The 14,623-nt window shown below is 53.3% G+C and carries 12 protein-coding genes; 6 read left to right on the top strand and 6 right to left on the bottom strand.

Annotated features, from left to right (window positions below):
- Positions 1-15: 15 nt before the first annotated feature.
- Both polA and EL309_RS05960 read right to left on the bottom strand, forming a co-directional pair.
- Positions 16-2,802, bottom strand: coding sequence for a DNA polymerase I (gene polA, locus EL309_RS05965; RefSeq protein WP_081463203.1), 2,787 nt, complete (start codon positions 2,800-2,802; stop codon positions 16-18).
- Between the two features lie 152 nt (positions 2,803-2,954).
- Positions 2,955-3,152: a CsbD family protein gene (locus EL309_RS05960; protein ID WP_004284542.1), complete on the bottom strand. Its 198-nt coding sequence runs from the start codon at positions 3,150-3,152 to the stop codon at positions 2,955-2,957.
- A gap of 516 nt (positions 3,153-3,668) precedes the next feature.
- Here EL309_RS05960 and EL309_RS05955 point away from each other — a divergent pair.
- A complete protein-coding gene (locus EL309_RS05955; RefSeq protein ID WP_004284541.1) occupies positions 3,669-3,827 on the top strand; it encodes a DUF1328 domain-containing protein in 159 nt (52 codons plus the stop codon).
- 47 nt (positions 3,828-3,874) lie between these two features.
- Here EL309_RS05955 and EL309_RS10690 read toward each other — a convergent pair whose 3' ends face one another.
- Complete coding sequence (locus EL309_RS10690; protein ID WP_164717520.1) at positions 3,875-4,012, bottom strand: hypothetical protein; 138 nt, start codon at positions 4,010-4,012, stop codon at positions 3,875-3,877.
- Positions 4,013-4,031: 19 nt separating this feature from the next.
- Between EL309_RS10690 and EL309_RS05950 the strand changes: the two genes are divergently transcribed.
- A complete protein-coding gene (locus EL309_RS05950) occupies positions 4,032-4,763 on the top strand; it encodes an LOG family protein (RefSeq protein WP_004284539.1) in 732 nt (243 codons plus the stop codon).
- Between the two features lie 114 nt (positions 4,764-4,877).
- On the opposite strand, the gene EL309_RS05945 is transcribed toward EL309_RS05950, so the two are convergent.
- Positions 4,878-5,369 (bottom strand): hypothetical protein, encoded by a 492-nt coding sequence (locus EL309_RS05945; RefSeq protein WP_004284537.1) that lies wholly within the window; start codon positions 5,367-5,369, stop codon positions 4,878-4,880.
- 178 nt (positions 5,370-5,547) lie between these two features.
- On the opposite strand from EL309_RS05945, the gene EL309_RS05940 reads away from it, so the two are divergent.
- From EL309_RS05940 to prfB, 3 genes are all read left to right on the top strand, one after another.
- Positions 5,548-6,090: a carboxymuconolactone decarboxylase family protein gene (locus EL309_RS05940; RefSeq protein ID WP_004284536.1), complete on the top strand. Its 543-nt coding sequence runs from the start codon at positions 5,548-5,550 to the stop codon at positions 6,088-6,090.
- A 284-nt stretch (positions 6,091-6,374) separates the two neighbouring features.
- Positions 6,375-8,945: a DNA mismatch repair protein MutS gene (gene mutS, locus EL309_RS05935; protein ID WP_004284534.1), complete on the top strand. Its 2,571-nt coding sequence runs from the start codon at positions 6,375-6,377 to the stop codon at positions 8,943-8,945.
- A 151-nt stretch (positions 8,946-9,096) separates the two neighbouring features.
- Positions 9,097-10,200 carry a peptide chain release factor 2 gene (gene prfB, locus EL309_RS05930; RefSeq protein WP_004284533.1) on the top strand — a complete coding sequence of 368 codons (1,104 nt, stop codon included), beginning with the start codon at positions 9,097-9,099 and terminating at the stop codon, positions 10,198-10,200.
- Between the two features lie 79 nt (positions 10,201-10,279).
- Here the strand turns inward: prfB and EL309_RS05925 are convergent, their stop codons facing one another.
- Positions 10,280-12,151 (bottom strand): ribonuclease catalytic domain-containing protein, encoded by a 1,872-nt coding sequence (locus EL309_RS05925; protein WP_004284532.1) that lies wholly within the window; start codon positions 12,149-12,151, stop codon positions 10,280-10,282.
- A gap of 188 nt (positions 12,152-12,339) precedes the next feature.
- Positions 12,340-13,056, bottom strand: a complete 717-nt coding sequence (truC, locus tag EL309_RS05920) for a tRNA pseudouridine(65) synthase TruC (protein ID WP_040669938.1) — start codon at positions 13,054-13,056, stop codon at positions 12,340-12,342.
- Between the two features lie 262 nt (positions 13,057-13,318).
- Between truC and EL309_RS05915 the strand changes: the two genes are divergently transcribed.
- The gene (locus EL309_RS05915) at positions 13,319-14,566 is read left to right on the top strand and encodes a M48 family metallopeptidase (protein WP_004284529.1); all 1,248 of its coding nucleotides are present in this window, start codon (positions 13,319-13,321) and stop codon (positions 14,564-14,566) included.
- The last annotated feature ends 57 nt before the right edge of the window (positions 14,567-14,623 follow it).

Here is a 14,623-nt window from a genome sequence, read left to right as displayed (position 1 = left end):
TGTATCTACGGCAAATCAATGCGCTTCTTCCCAATTCTCACCCACGCCCACTTCGGCCACCAGCGGCACGCCCAGCATACCATTTGCTACGCCTGCCATAATCTCGGGCAGTTTTGCTTTCACTAATTCCAGTTCCGATTCGGGCACTTCCAGCACCAGTTCGTCGTGCACTTGCATAATGAGTTTGCTTTGGAGGCCGTCTGAAACGAGCCAGTTGCGGACGGCGATCATGGCGCGTTTGATGAGGTCGGAGGCGGTGCCTTGCATGGGGGCGTTGATGGCGGCGCGTTCGGCTCCGGCGCGGGCGTTGGCGTTTTTGTTGTGGATGTCGGGCAGGTAGAGGCGGCGGCCGAACAGGGTTTCTACGTAGCCTTGGGCGGCGGCTTGTTCTTTGGTGCGATGCATGTAGTCGGCCACGCCGGGGTAGCGGGCGAAGTAGCGGTCGATGAAGTTTTTGGCGGAAAGGTTGTCGATGCCCAGCGATTTGGCGAGGCCGTATTGGCCCATGCCGTAGATGAGGCCGAAGTTGATGGTTTTGGCGTAGCGGCGCTGTTCGCTGCTCACGCTCTCTTGGGCGACGCCGAACACTTCGGCGGCGGTGCGGCGGTGGATGTCTTCGCCGTTTTTAAAGGCTTCGATCAGGGTTTTGTCGCCGCTCAAATGCGCCATGATGCGCAGTTCGATTTGGGAATAGTCGGCGGACACAATCACGCTGCCTGCGGGGGCGGTAAAGGCGCGGCGCACGCGGCGGCCTTCTTCGGTGCGGATGGGGATGTTTTGCAGGTTGGGGTTGTTGCTGGCCAGCCGCCCGGTGATGGCGACGGCTTGGGCGTAGGTGGTGTGCACGCGGCCGGTGTGCGGGTTGATCATTTCGGGCAGTTTGTCGGTATAGGTGGACTTGAGTTTGGCTAGGCCGCGGTTTTGTAAAATGATTTTGGGCAGCGGGTAGTCGGGCGCGAGTTGTTCGAGCACGGCTTCGTTGGTGGAAATGCCGCCGGACGCGGTTTTTTTCAGCCCTTTGGTGGGAATGCCCATTTTGTCGAACAGGATTTCTTGCAGTTGTTTGGGCGAGTTGAGGTTAAAGGGCTGGCCTGCGGCTTCGTAAGCCTGCTGTTCGAGCGCCAGCAGTTGGGTGCCGAGTTCGTGGCTTTGTTGGGCGAGTTCGTTTTTGTCGATGAGTACGCCGTTGCGCTCCATTTCAAACAGCACTTGGGCCACGGGCAGCTCCATGTTTTGATACATTTCCAGCTGTTTTTCGTCCATTTGTGCTTTCAGATGGCCTTCGATACGCAGGGCGAAATCGGCATCTTGGGCGGCGTATTCGGTGGCTTGTTCGAGGCCGACATCGGCAAACGAAATCTGCTTGGCACCTTTGCCGCACAGGGATTCGTAGGTGATGGTGGGCAGGCCGAGCCAGCGTTGGGAAAGTTCGTCGAGGCCGTGCCCCAAGTGGCTTTCGATAATGTAGGAAGCGAGCATGGCATCGCCGGCAATGCCGTTCAGGGCAATGCCGTAGTTGGCGAAAATGTGTTGGTCGTATTTGAGGTTTTGGCCGATTTTTTTCAGACAGGCATTCTCCAAATGGGGTTTCAGACGGCCTAATACGTCTTGCAAATCAAGCTGTTCGGGCGCGGCGGTGGGCGTGTGGCCGAGCGGGATATACACGGCTTCGCCTGCTTTGAAAGCGATGCTGATGCCGACGAGCTGTGCTTCCATCGGGTTGAGGCTGGTGGTTTCGGTGTCGATGCCGATGGTGTCGGCTTGCGACAATTTGCTCAGCAGGGCGGTAAGCTGGGCTTCGTTGGTAACGGCTTGATAATCCAGCATTTCAGGGGCTTGGGCGATGCCGATTTCCTTTTCAGACGGCCTCTCGGCAGCAAGCGCAGCCTGTTCGCCGATATGCGCCGCGCCGAACAAATCGCCGTTGCCTTCGTGCATGCGCTCTTCGGCTTCTTTCAGCCAAGTGCGGAAGTTGAGGCGTTTGAATTCCACCGCCAGTTGCGACCATTTCGGCGTGGTGCGGCGCAGGCTTTCGAGGCCGTCTGAAAGATCGCCGTGCAAATCCACATCGGTTTTGATGGTAACGAGTTGGTAAGACAGGGGCAGTTGCGGCAGCGCGGCTTGCAGGTTTTCGCCGACTTTGCCTTTGATTTCAGACGCATTGTCCATCACGTTTTGCAGCGTACCGTATTGGTCCAGCCATTTCACGGCGGTTTTGGGGCCGCATTTGTCCACGCCGGGTACGTTGTCCACCTTGTCGCCAATTAAGGTGAGATAATCAATGATTTGGTCGGGGCAAACGCCGAATTTGTTTTTCACGCCTTCGATATCGAGCTTTTCGTTGCTCATGGTGTTGACAAGGGTAACGTGCTCCGACACCAGCTGCGCCATGTCCTTATCGCCGGTGGAAATCACCACGTTCCAGCCTGCTGCCTCGCCTTGCTTGGCCAACGTGCCGATTACGTCGTCGGCTTCCACATCCGGCACAATCAGCACCGGCCAACCCATCAGCCGCACCAGCTCGGGCAGCATTTCGGCTTGCGGTCGCAGCTCGCCGGGCATCGGCGGGCGCGTGGCTTTGTAGTCGGGATACATTTTGTGGCGGAAGTTTTCGCCCTTGGCATCGAATACCACCGCGCAATAGTCGTGCACATAATCGGCACGCAGGCGGCGCAGCATGTTGAGTACGCCGTAAAGTGCGCCGGTGGGCGTGCCGTCGGGCGCGGTAAGCGGTGCCATAGCGTGAAAAGCACGGTAGAGGTAGGAAGAGCCGTCAACAAGAAGAAGGGTGTGCTGGGTCATGATGATGCCTGTCTGAAAATATAGATAGATGGTGGAATTATAAGGGATATGGGGCAATAAATTACCCGAAGCGGAAAATTAATCAGGCCGTCTGAATAAAAACGCAAAAACCCGCATAAAGCGGGTTGGGTTTGCTGAATATCAGGCAGGGATTAGTTGTCGTTCAACCAATCGTCCAATTCTTTTTCGGCTTGCTCTTTGGTGTAGCCGTAGCGCTCTTGGATTTTACCAGCCAATTGGTCGCGTTTGCCTTCGGCAACTTTCCAATCGTCGTCGGTCAATTCGCCCCATTTTTCTTTGGCTTTGCCGACAAATTGTTCCCATTTACCTTCGATTTGATCCCAGTTCATTTGGATTCCTCTCTCTTGTGATTAAATCTCTTGTGATTAAAATAATGATTTTTAAATAACGCATTGTGCGTAACAAACAGATAAGGAAACCACGCATTTTTTCAAGGAAATCTTTTTAAATTTAACAAAAAATATAAATAAATATGATTTAAATCAGTTTGTTAAAATATAAAATTGATAAATTCTTTACTAAAAACAGCAATTTGTTAATTATTTTTATAGCAATATAATTGCGTAGCAGCTAAAAAACAAACGCTTATCAAAAAAATCAGCTTTTCATCCTAAAATTAAAAATCCGATTTAAACAATATTTACAAAAACATATCCAAATATTTGATTCTCCGTAAAAATATATACACAACCGCTGTATTTATTAATTTATGTAATTGGTGCATAAGAGGCAGTATGTTAACGTAAGCGGTATGGCGCTGTTTATTAAATAAATTCCAATTTGATAGTTATTGCCGCCATCATAAACACATCTATATTTTATTAAGAAAAAAAGGAAAGAAAACTATGTTACGCTACTCTATTATCTTTTTCGTTATCGCGATTATTGCCGGTGTATTCGGCTTCGGCGGCATTGCCGGCAGCGCGGCCAGCATTGCGAAAATCCTGTTTGTCGGCTTCTTGATTTTGGCCGTGTTGTCGCTGATTTTCGGCCGCAAACGATAAGCTGAAATTTAATTCATGCGAAAACCCATGCCTGTCTGAATTTCGGTTCAGACAGGCATATTTTTCAGACGGCCTCGACAAACACAGGCCGTCTGAAAAACTGCCGATGCCGGATTTTCCGTTCCGCCTGCCGTTTCGAAGCGGATTTCAGACGGCCTCAGATGGGTTAGAATACCTTTTTCCATTTTCAACACGTTCCTACTTATGACCTTAAACACCAAGCTGCCCACTCCCGCGCTCACCGATAAACAGCGTCAGGAAATCCAAGCCAAAGAATCCTATCATGTGCTGAAAATCATCTCCGAATTTGTCGAAGCCGGAGAAGACCTCCGCGCCATCCAACCTGCCGTGAGTATTTACGGCAGCGCGCGCACGCCGACCGACCATCCGGAATATCTGTTTACCGAAAGCCTGTCGCGCAAACTTTCCGATGCCGGCTTTTCGGTGATTTCCGGCGGCGGCCCCGGCATTATGGAAGCGGCCAACAAGGGCGCGTTTGCCGGCAAAAGCCCTGCCGTCGGCCTGAATATCGTGTTGCCGCACGAACAAAAAGCCAATCCTTATCAGGATTTGTCGGTTAAATTCCAGCATTTTTTTCCGCGCAAAGTGATGTTTGTCAAACACGCGGTGGCTTATGTGGTCATGCCCGGCGGCTTCGGTACTCTGGACGAACTGTTTGAAAGCCTGACGCTGGTGCAAACCGGTAAAACGCCGAAACGACCGATTATTCTGGTCGGCACGGCATTTTGGCAGGGGTTGCTCGAATGGATCAAAGAACAATTATTAGGCAATCGGTTGATTTCTCCGGAAGACATGGACTTAATCCGACTGATCGACGATGAAGACGAAATCATCGAACACATCTTCGCCCACTACGAACACCGCGGCAACGGCTATTCGGGCAAACACAACGACGCTTGGGAATTGGGCTTATAAAACCAAGCGCAAATATTCAGACGGCCTATCCGATATGCCGCAACAGGCCGTCTGAAAACAAAAACCGAACCGCTTGAAAACGGCTCGGTTTTTTTCAACGCCATACAGCAAGTATCAGTCTTTCAAATCCTGCAAATACATGGCTTTCAACTGCGCAAACCGGGCCGGCGTCAGCGTTTTGCGGACCATGTCGGCGCAGCGGTTTCTCGACTGCATATGCATCAGCTCGGCTTGTGCGATTTTATCCATCAACGCATCACGCTCGCTTTGCGGTGCATTTTCCAAAACCGCCCGGCGCAGATTGCCGCGCAACGTCCTGATATTTTTCAATAAAGCCATTCGGATTGGCGCATTGGCTTTGCGGTATTCGGTTAGGGCGTCAATCTGTTGCGGCGTCAGCTTCAATTCCTGCTCCTTCTTGATGATAAACGGCATCAACGCCACCACCGGCGCGGCCACATCATCGTCAACCGACACCCCTTCGGCTGCAACGGGGACGGTCAGTTCTTCCAAGGTATACAGTTTGCTGTGATGGTGCGGCGAAGCCAAAGCGGCGGCACTCATCAAAGCGGCGGCACACAAAGCGGTGAAATACTGTTTATTCATAGCAGACTCCTTATCGTTAATAGTCGGGTGAAACAGAAATCCATATTCCCAAACCGGTTCGGTTTTATCCGATATAAATATAACATTTTTCCGATATCTTATTACTTATGGTTATTTCAATCTTTCAGACGGCCTTGTTAAGATAAATTTTTCAATCCGATAAAAGCAAAGGAACATCATGGCCCGTTTGACCGTACACAGCGTCGAATCCGCACCCGAAGCCGCCAAAGCGCGCGTAGAAACCGCATTGAAAAACAACGGCTTTCTGCCCAACTTAATCGGCGTATTGGCCAACGCCCCCGCCGCCTTGGCCATGTATCAGGAAGTCGGCGCACTCAACGCCGGCACCAGCCTGAGCGCAGGCGAGCGCGAAGTCGTACAGATTACCGCTGCCGTACTGAACGAATGCGGTTTCTGCAAAGCCGGCCATACCGCCTTGAGCACCAAAAAGAAACTGCTCGACCCTGCAACCATCGAAGCCTTGCGCAACACCCGAACATTGTCCGACCCCAAATTAAACCGTCTGGCTCTGTTTACCCAAGCCGTTATCGCCAAAAAAGGCAATGTCGACGACGCCGAACTGCAGGCATTCTTCGATGCCGGATACAGCGAGCAGCAGGCTTTGGAAGTCGTACTCGGCGTTGCTTTGGCCACCTTGAGCAATTACGCCAACAATTTATCCCGTGCCGAAATCAACGAACAACTGCTGCCTTTTGCCTGATCAATACTGCCGCACAACAAAGGCCGTCTGAATTTCAGACGGCCTTTTTTATAAAAGCCCTTTCCTGATGTTCGGAAAGATGCGGCAGGGTTTGGCGATACCGGCATGGGTTTACGCTTCTGTTGCCGAAACCGCTTGCAAAACGCCATGGTGCATTCTCGGACGATACGGGCAGACACAGCCTGTCTTCACCAAACACGCCCGCACCAACGCCGCAGCAAAAATTTAAGTCTATTTGCGATACAATACGCCTCTTCAAGATTCACACCACAAGGCCGTCTGAAATGACCAAACCTGCCGTTTCCCCGATGATGCAGCAATATCTCGACATCAAAGCGCACCACACCGACAAGCTGGTGTTTTACCGCATGGGCGACTTTTACGAGCTGTTTCTCGACGACGCGGTGGAGGCGGCCAAGCTGCTCGACATCACGCTGACCACGCGCGGGCAGATGAACGGCGAGCCGATCAAGATGGCGGGCGTGCCGTTTCATGCCGCCGAGCAGTATTTGGCGCGGCTGGTGAAAATGGGCAAAAGCGTGGCGATTTGCGAGCAAACCGGCGAAGTGGGCGCGGGCAAAGGGCCGGTGGAGCGCAAAGTGGTGCGCATCGTTACCCCCGGCACGCTCACCGACAGCGCGTTTCTCGAAGACAAAGAAACCAACCGCATCGTGGCGGTGTGTGCCGACAAAAAGCACATCGGTTTGGCGTGGGCATCGCTGCAAAGCGGTGAATTCAAGGTCAAACTCACCACCGCCGACAAACTGCCCGACGAGCTTGCACGCTTGCAGGCCGCCGAAATTCTGCTGCCCGACGGCAAAAACGCACCGCCGCTTCAGGCGGCCAATATCACGCGGCTGAACCATTGGCAGTTTGCCGCCGATACCGCCGCCAAGCTGCTCACCGATTATTTCGGCTGCCAAGATTTGCTCGGTTTCGGCTTGAATTTGGATGACCATGCCGCCGCCATCGGTGCCGCCGGCGCGCTGCTCAACTATATCCGCCTCACCCAAAACCATTTGCCGCAGCATCTCGACGGCCTTTCTCTCGAAACCGAAAACCAATATATCGGCATGGATGCCGCCACCCGTCGCAATCTGGAAATCACCCAAACGCTTACCGGCAAAAAATCGCCGACGCTGTTTTCCGTGCTCGACGACTGCGCCACCCACATGGGCAGCCGCCTGCTGGCTTTGTGGCTGCACCATCCGTTGCGCAACCGCACCCATATTCAGGCGCGGCAGCAGGCGGTGTTGGAATTGCAAAACCATTATGCAGACCTGCAAGGCCGTCTGAAAAACATTGCCGACATCGAACGCATCGCCGCCCGCATCGCCGTGGGTAACGCCCGCCCGCGCGATTTGGCCGCATTGCGCGACAGCCTGTTTGTTTTGGCCGAAACCGAACTGCCCGCCGGCGGCAGCAGTTTGCTGCAAACCCTGCAAAACGTGTTCCCCGAAACCCTGCCGATTGCCGAAAAACTGCAAGCCGCGATTCTGCCCGAACCCTCGGTTTGGCTGCGCGACGGCGGCGTGATTAACGAAGGTTTCCACGCCGGATTGGACGAACTGCGCCATATCCAAAACCACGGCGACGAATTTTTGCTCGCCCTCGAAGCCCGCGAACGCGAGCGCACCGGCTTATCTACCTTAAAAGTAGAGTTCAACCGCGTGCACGGTTTTTATATCGAGCTTTCCAAAGTGCAGGCCGAACAAGCACCGGCCGATTACCAACGCCGCCAAACGCTGAAAAACGCCGAGCGTTTCATCACGCCCGAACTCAAAACCTTTGAAGACAAAGTATTAACCGCGCAAGAGCAGGCGCTGGCGTTGGAAAAACAGCTTTACGAAACCCTGCTCAAAGAACTTCAGACGGCCTTACCGCAGCTTCAAAAAGCCGCTAAAGCCGCCGCCTCGCTGGACGTGCTGTCCACCTTCGCCAAGCACAGCGAAGAGCGCGGTTACGTTTGCCCCGAGTTTGCCGATTACCCCTTAATCGAAATCGACAACGGCCGCCATCCCGTCGTCGAACAGCAAGTGCGCCACTTCACCGCCAACCACACCGCCCTCGACCACAAACACCGCCTGATGCTGCTCACCGGCCCCAATATGGGCGGTAAGTCCACCTATATGCGCCAAGTGGCCTTGATTGTGCTGCTGGCGCACACCGGCGCGTTCGTGCCTGCCGACGCAGCCAAAATCGGCCCTATCGACCGGATTTTCACCCGCATTGGCGCGTCCGACGATTTGGCCGGCAACCGCTCGACCTTCATGGTGGAAATGAGCGAAACCGCCTACATTCTGCACCACGCCACCGAACAATCGCTGGTGTTGATGGACGAAGTCGGCCGCGGCACCTCCACCTTCGACGGCCTCGCCCTCGCGCAAGCCATCGCCGAGCATCTGATTCAGAAAAACAAATCGTTCAGCCTGTTTGCCACCCATTATTTCGAGCTGACCCGCCTGCCCGAAGCCCATGCCACCGCCGTCAATATGCACTTGTCGGCACTCGAAGAAGGGCAGGACATCGTGTTCCTGCACCACATCGAACCCGGCCCCGCCAGCAAAAGCTACGGTATCGCCGTTGCCAAACTCGCCGGCCTGCCCGCCCGCGCGTTGAAGTCCGCCCACAAGCATTTGAACGAACTCGAAGCCCAAGCCGCCGCCAACCGCCCGCAGATGGATATTTTCAATATGATGCCGTCTGAAAACGAAGATACGGCATGGGAGGAAAACGAAACCGAACCGGCATCCGCGCCTAATCCCGCATTAGAAGCACTCAAAGCCGTCAACCCCGACGAACTCTCGCCGCGCGAGGCCTTGGATCTGCTTTACCGTTTGAAAGCATTGGAATAGAAAAGTAAACCGCCCCGTTGCCGTATTTGGTTCTGCCAATGAAAACCTTGGTTTTGAAGGCCGTCTGAAAATTTTCAGACGGCCTTCAACATGGCAAAAAATCAGCGGATACAGTACAATACGCGCCTAAATTTTTAATGAAAAGAAGATTATGGAAGCCGAAGTAATCAATCAGTTAAACAATACCCTCACCGATTTGGAAAGCCGCAGCCGCGAAATCCGCGTGTATCTAGACTACGACGGCAAAAAAGACCGTTTGGAAGAAGTCGTCGGCCTTTCCGAAGACCCAGATTTGTGGAACGACCCTAAAAAAGCCCAAGAAATCGGCAAAGAGCGCAAAGTGCTCGAAGGCATCGTGCTCACGCTCGACAACATCGCCGCCGGCATCGACGACAACCGCGAGCTGCTGGAAATGGTGGTGGAAGAAAACGACGAAGAAGGCTTTGCCGCCGTACAGGCAGACATCGCCAACCTCGAAAAACAAATGGGCGAGCTGGAGTTTAAACGTATGTTTAACCAGCCGGCCGACGTGAACAACTGCTTTATCGACATCACCGCCGGCGCGGGCGGTACCGAAGCGGAAGACTGGGCGGGCATGCTCTACCGCATGTATCTGCGTTACGCCGAGCGCAAAGGCTTCAAAGTCGAAGTGCTGGAAGAAGACGAAGGCGACATCGCCGGCATCAACCGCGCCACCATCAAGCTCGAAGGCGAATACGCCTACGGCCTGTTACGCACCGAAACCGGCATCCACCGTTTGGTTCGCTATTCGCCGTTCGATTCCAACAACAAACGCCACACCTCGTTCTGCTCGGTATTCGTTTACCCCGAAGTGGACGACAGCTTTGAAGTGGAAATCAACCCCGCCGACCTGCGTATCGACACCTACCGCGCCTCCGGTGCGGGCGGCCAGCACATCAACAAAACCGATTCGGCCGTGCGGATTACCCACAACCCCACCGGCATCGTGGTGCAATGCCAAAACGACCGTTCGCAGCACCGCAACCGCGACGAAGCGATGAACATGCTGAAAGCGAAGCTGTTTGAATTGGAAATGCGCAAACGCAACGAAGAAAAACAATCGCTCGAAGACAGCAAATCCGATGTGGGTTGGGGCCACCAAATCCGCTCGTATGTGTTCGACCAATCACGCATCAAAGATTTGCGCACTTCTTACGAAGTCGGCAACATCAAAGCCGTGATGGACGGCGATTTGGACGGCTTTATCGAAGCCAGCCTGAAACAGGGCGTTTAACGGTTTATCCGAAACGCCGTACCGCGCAATATAAAAAGGCCGTCTGAAAATTTCAGACGGCCTTTCTGATTTTCCGCAGTCATTCACTTGCCGCTTCGACAGGCGCAACGGCTTTCAGATAATTCAGTGCGACAAACTGCTTATCCGCATCCACTTCCGCCACCGACAAACGTATTTGCGCTTTCGGCAGGGTGTCGAACGGAATACCCGTTGCGCGGGCAACCAACGGCAGGCCGTCGATGCGCACCAAATCTTCTTTCAGCAATGTGGCCGTCAGCTCTTTGATGCCTTGCTGTTTCAGGTAAACCAAGCTCCAATAGCTTTCCATTTGGCGTTGGAAATCGGCGTAGGCATTGTAAGCAGTATCGAAATCGCGCAGGGCGGCGAATAAATCGGTGTCGTTGTTGCGGTACAGCGGTTGCGCGCCGTTATCAATCAGACTGATCAACTGTTTTTGGTTGATGTAGTCGGCAGCGCGGCGCAGCGGCGAAGTGAACCAGCCGTAATGCTGCACGCCCATGCCGATATGCGGCTCCGACTTGGTGCTCATGCGCACTTTTCCGCTCGGTTGAACGCGGAACAGGCCGGGCAGATCGTTGCTGTCCAGCATTTCCGCCCAAGTGCTGTTGGCCAGAATCATCATTTCGCTCACCAGCGTATCGATGGGCGAACCGCGTTCCCGACGGGAAACCGACACCGTTCCGTCTTCGGCCAGCCCGATACTGTAATCGTATTGCGGCGCACGCTCCGGCTCATATTTGTCGCGGGCTTTTTGACGGGCAACGGCAAACCGGTAAAACCACGCCAGCTCATGATGGTGGCTGAATGCTTCCCCGTTGTCGGGGTTCAGGCCGGTTTCGGCGTTGAAGTGCGGTTCGATGTCTTGGATACGCAGGTTTTTAACGATATTGACCGCTTCGATTTTGCACACGGGTTCGCCGACATTAAATTCCGCATCTACATCAAAATAAATACTGATGGCCGGGCGGTATGCGCCTTCGTCCAAACTGAAGGCGGCAATCCAGTTGTCGGGCAGCATAGTGATTTTGCCGCCGGGAAAATAAACCGTGCTTTGGCGGTTGTTGATGGCTTCGGCAATCGGACTGCCGGATTCAACGGCCAAAGACGGAGCGGCAATGTGGATGCCGACGCGCTTGCCGCCGTTGCCTAAATCGGTCAGGCTGAGGGCGTCGTCCACTTCGGTGGTGCTTTCATCGTCAATCGAGAATGCAGATACGCCGGCACGCGGCAGCGCGGCCAATTCGGGAATGTCGATATTGCCGATTGCCGTACCTTTAGGGAAATATTTGATTTCAAAGCCGTCTTGCAGGTATTGGGAAACGGAGTGGACGCCGCCGGTTTGCTGTGCCAACGCAAAAGGCGACAATTTCATGATTTCGGCGGCTTTGGTAAAGGCTTTGTAGGTCAACGTCTGCTTATCGGGCGCATGCAGAATGGTTTTCAAATCGGCGGAAATTTCAGACGGCAGGCGGTTTTGTTTTAATTCTTCTATCCATGCGTCGATTTGGGCTTCCTGCTGTTTTTTACGTTCGATGGCGGCCAGTGCCTGTTTGAGGGTGTCTTCCGGAGCGGCTTTGAAAATGCCTTTGGCCTTTTTGTAGAAATACATGGGCGCGGCGTATAAGGCGATCAGTGTGGCCGCCAGCTCGGTTTTGGCAGGTTTGTGGCCGAAATATTCTTCGGCAATGTCTTCGGCGGAAAACTCTGCCTCGCCGCACACTTCCCACAGTAAATCGGTGTCGATTTCGGCGGCTTCGGCGTTGGCTTTTTCGAGAAAAGCATTCATATCGCCTTCGAATTCGATAAAGATATTGGCGGCTTTGACTTTGGTGCGCTTGCCGTGCTGGGTGTCGACCTGATAGGTAGCGTTGTTTTTCTGAACGATAAACGCTACTTTAAACTGTCCAGATTCTTCGTAAAAAATATTCATAATGTTAAGCCGTTTAATCAGAGCCGTGATTCTATCAGAAATGCGCTGTCGGGTTGCCCGCATCATGGAAAGAAACACGGGAGGCCGTCTGAATTTTCAGACGGCCTCTTGTTAATCGAAAGATAAAAATCAATGGATTACGAATATAAAACCGCTACCGTCAAAACCGAATGCCCGAATATGAAACACTATGGATGTCGGAACCGCTGCAGCCAAATGTCCCATGCTTCGTCAACGGGAGCGGTTGTCTCGACGGTTTGGCCGGTTTCAGGGCTGACAAACGTCAGCGAACGGGCGTGCAGCATTAAACGCGTGGTGCCGACATGCTCGGCAACGGCCCGGTTTTGCGCGTTGTCGCCGTGCGTGGTGTCGCCGACAATCGGGTGGAAAATATGCTTCATATGGCGGCGCAGTTGGTGTTTCCGGCCGGTGTGCGGCGTTAACTCCACCCACGAATAACGCGAAGTCGGGTAGCGTTTGGCCGACACGAAAGGCAGCTCGATTCCGGCCAAACAGGTGTAGCCGGTTACGGCTTCCTGCACCGCTTTGTCGGGATCGACAAACGGATCGGCGATTTTGTCGGCTTCTTCTTTTAAGGGATAGTCGATGGTGCCGCTGCCGTTCAGACGGCCTCGAACCACGGCCCAATAGGTTTTACGTATCTGTTTGTGCTCGAATTGCTGCGTGATGAACCGGGCGGCGTCGCTGTTGAGTGCAAACAGCAAGACGCCCGAAGTGGGGCGGTCTAAGCGGTGCACGGGAAAAACATGGCAGCCGATTTGGTCGCGCAGGGTCTGCATGACAAAACGGGTTTCGTGGCGGTCGAGCCAGCTGCGGTGAACCAGCATACCGGCAGGTTTGTTGACGGCGATGCAGAGTGCGTCGCGGTAGAGGATTTCGAGCATGGTTTCGATAGAGAAAAAAAAGCCCTTGTTAAACAAGGGCGGTAATTCATTATGTTTTCTCTGATTGGAAGAACAGAATGAAAACATGAAAAGTTGCTGATTGGGATTCTAATCCGTCCCCTGTTAAAATGCCAGCATACCGGCCGGCTGTGGGCAGAGCGTGTATGATTTGTGCCACAAAAATCTGTGGATAACTGATTTTTTCGGCAACATTCTATTTCTCAAGTTTTTGATTATTCAATATTTATTTCTAAGGCGGTTTATGACGGAACAATTGGTTTATCAGGTTTTCCTGTTTTTCTTCGTGTTTTCCACAGCTTTGCAACTCTATCTTTCCATCCGTCAGAGCCGTGCCGTGCGCCTTCATTACGGCAGCGTGCCGGAAGATTTCAGCGAAACGGTTTCGCTGGACGAACACCAAAAAGCGGCGGCTTATACTTTGGCCAAGCAGCGTTTGGCGCGTTATCGGATTTTGTTCGACGCCTTTTTGCTGATGGTGTTTACATTCGGCGGCGGTTTGAATCTGTTGGCCGGTTTGAGCATGAAATTTTCAGACGGCCTATTGACACAAGGCGTGCTGTTGGTTGCGCTGTTTGTGTTGGCGGGCAGTGTCTTGTCGATTCCGTTTGACTGGTATGCGACGTTCCGTTTGGAAGCCAAATTCGGGTTTAACCGCAGCAGCATGGCAACGTTTTTCGGCGACCGTGTGAAAGGCCTGCTGCTGGCCGCCGTGTTGGGCGTGCCCTTGCTGTATGCGGTGATTTATTTGATGGGCGTAGCCGGCGCGGCTTGGTGGTTTTGGGTATGGCTGTTGTGGCTGGCGTTTTCTCTGCTGCTGATGTGGGCGTTTCCGAAATGGATTGCACCGCTGTTCAACAAGTTCGAACCTTTGCCTGAAGGCCGTCTGAAAAATCAGATTGAAGATTTGCTGTCGCGCACGGGCTTCCGCAGCAACGGTATTTTTGTGATGGACGGCAGCAAGCGTTCCGGGCACGGCAATGCTTATTTCACCGGCTTGGGCGAAAACAAACGGATCGTCTTCTTCGACACGCTGCTGAAAGACATGGAACCGGACGAAGTCGAAGCCGTCTTGGCACACGAACTCGGGCATTTCAAACACAAACACATCATCCGGCAGATGGCCGTTACCTTCGTTTTGGCTTTGGGCGTGTTGGCGGTATTAGGCTGGCTGATGCCTCAGGCCGCGTTTTATCAAGGCTTAGGCGTCGGCCATGCCAGCCATGCAATGGCTTTGGTGCTGTTTTTGCTGGTGCTGCCGGTATTTACGTTTCCATTTACCCCGTTGGCCAGCCTGATGTCGCGCAGAAACGAGTTTGAAGCCGACCGTTTTGCCGCACAAACCGTATCGGCGCAACACTTGATTTCCGCATTGACCAAACTCTACCGCAGCAATGCCGCCAGTTTGGTCAGCGACAAATGGTACGAACGTTTTTATGCCTCCCATCCCGGAGCGCGTGCCCGTATCCGCGCATTGAAAAAGGCCGTCTGAATTTTCAGACGGCCTCCGGCAGAAAGCTTTTCATAAACGGCATACCACGCCCTGTCG

Origin of the sequence: Neisseria weaveri (genome assembly GCF_900638685.1) — a bacterium.
Taxonomy (GTDB): domain Bacteria; phylum Pseudomonadota; class Gammaproteobacteria; order Burkholderiales; family Neisseriaceae; genus Neisseria; species Neisseria weaveri.
This window is presented reverse-complemented; position numbering and strand designations above follow the sequence as displayed.

Coding starts and splice junctions, on each gene's coding strand:
- polA (WP_081463203.1), bottom strand. CDS start 2,802: ATGACCCAGCACACCCTTCTTCTTGTTGACGGCTCTTCCTACCTCTAC.
- EL309_RS05960 (WP_004284542.1), bottom strand. CDS start 3,152: ATGAACTGGGATCAAATCGAAGGTAAATGGGAACAATTTGTCGGCAAA.
- mutS (WP_004284534.1), top strand. CDS start 6,375: ATGACCAAACCTGCCGTTTCCCCGATGATGCAGCAATATCTCGACATC.
- EL309_RS05950 (WP_004284539.1), top strand. CDS start 4,032: ATGACCTTAAACACCAAGCTGCCCACTCCCGCGCTCACCGATAAACAG.
- EL309_RS05945 (WP_004284537.1), bottom strand. CDS start 5,369: ATGAATAAACAGTATTTCACCGCTTTGTGTGCCGCCGCTTTGATGAGT.
- EL309_RS05955 (WP_004284541.1), top strand. CDS start 3,669: ATGTTACGCTACTCTATTATCTTTTTCGTTATCGCGATTATTGCCGGT.
- EL309_RS10690 (WP_164717520.1), bottom strand. CDS start 4,012: ATGGAAAAAGGTATTCTAACCCATCTGAGGCCGTCTGAAATCCGCTTC.
- truC (WP_040669938.1), bottom strand. CDS start 13,056: ATGCTCGAAATCCTCTACCGCGACGCACTCTGCATCGCCGTCAACAAA.
- prfB (WP_004284533.1), top strand. CDS start 9,097: ATGGAAGCCGAAGTAATCAATCAGTTAAACAATACCCTCACCGATTTG.
- EL309_RS05925 (WP_004284532.1), bottom strand. CDS start 12,151: ATGAATATTTTTTACGAAGAATCTGGACAGTTTAAAGTAGCGTTTATC.
- EL309_RS05940 (WP_004284536.1), top strand. CDS start 5,548: ATGGCCCGTTTGACCGTACACAGCGTCGAATCCGCACCCGAAGCCGCC.
- EL309_RS05915 (WP_004284529.1), top strand. CDS start 13,319: ATGACGGAACAATTGGTTTATCAGGTTTTCCTGTTTTTCTTCGTGTTT.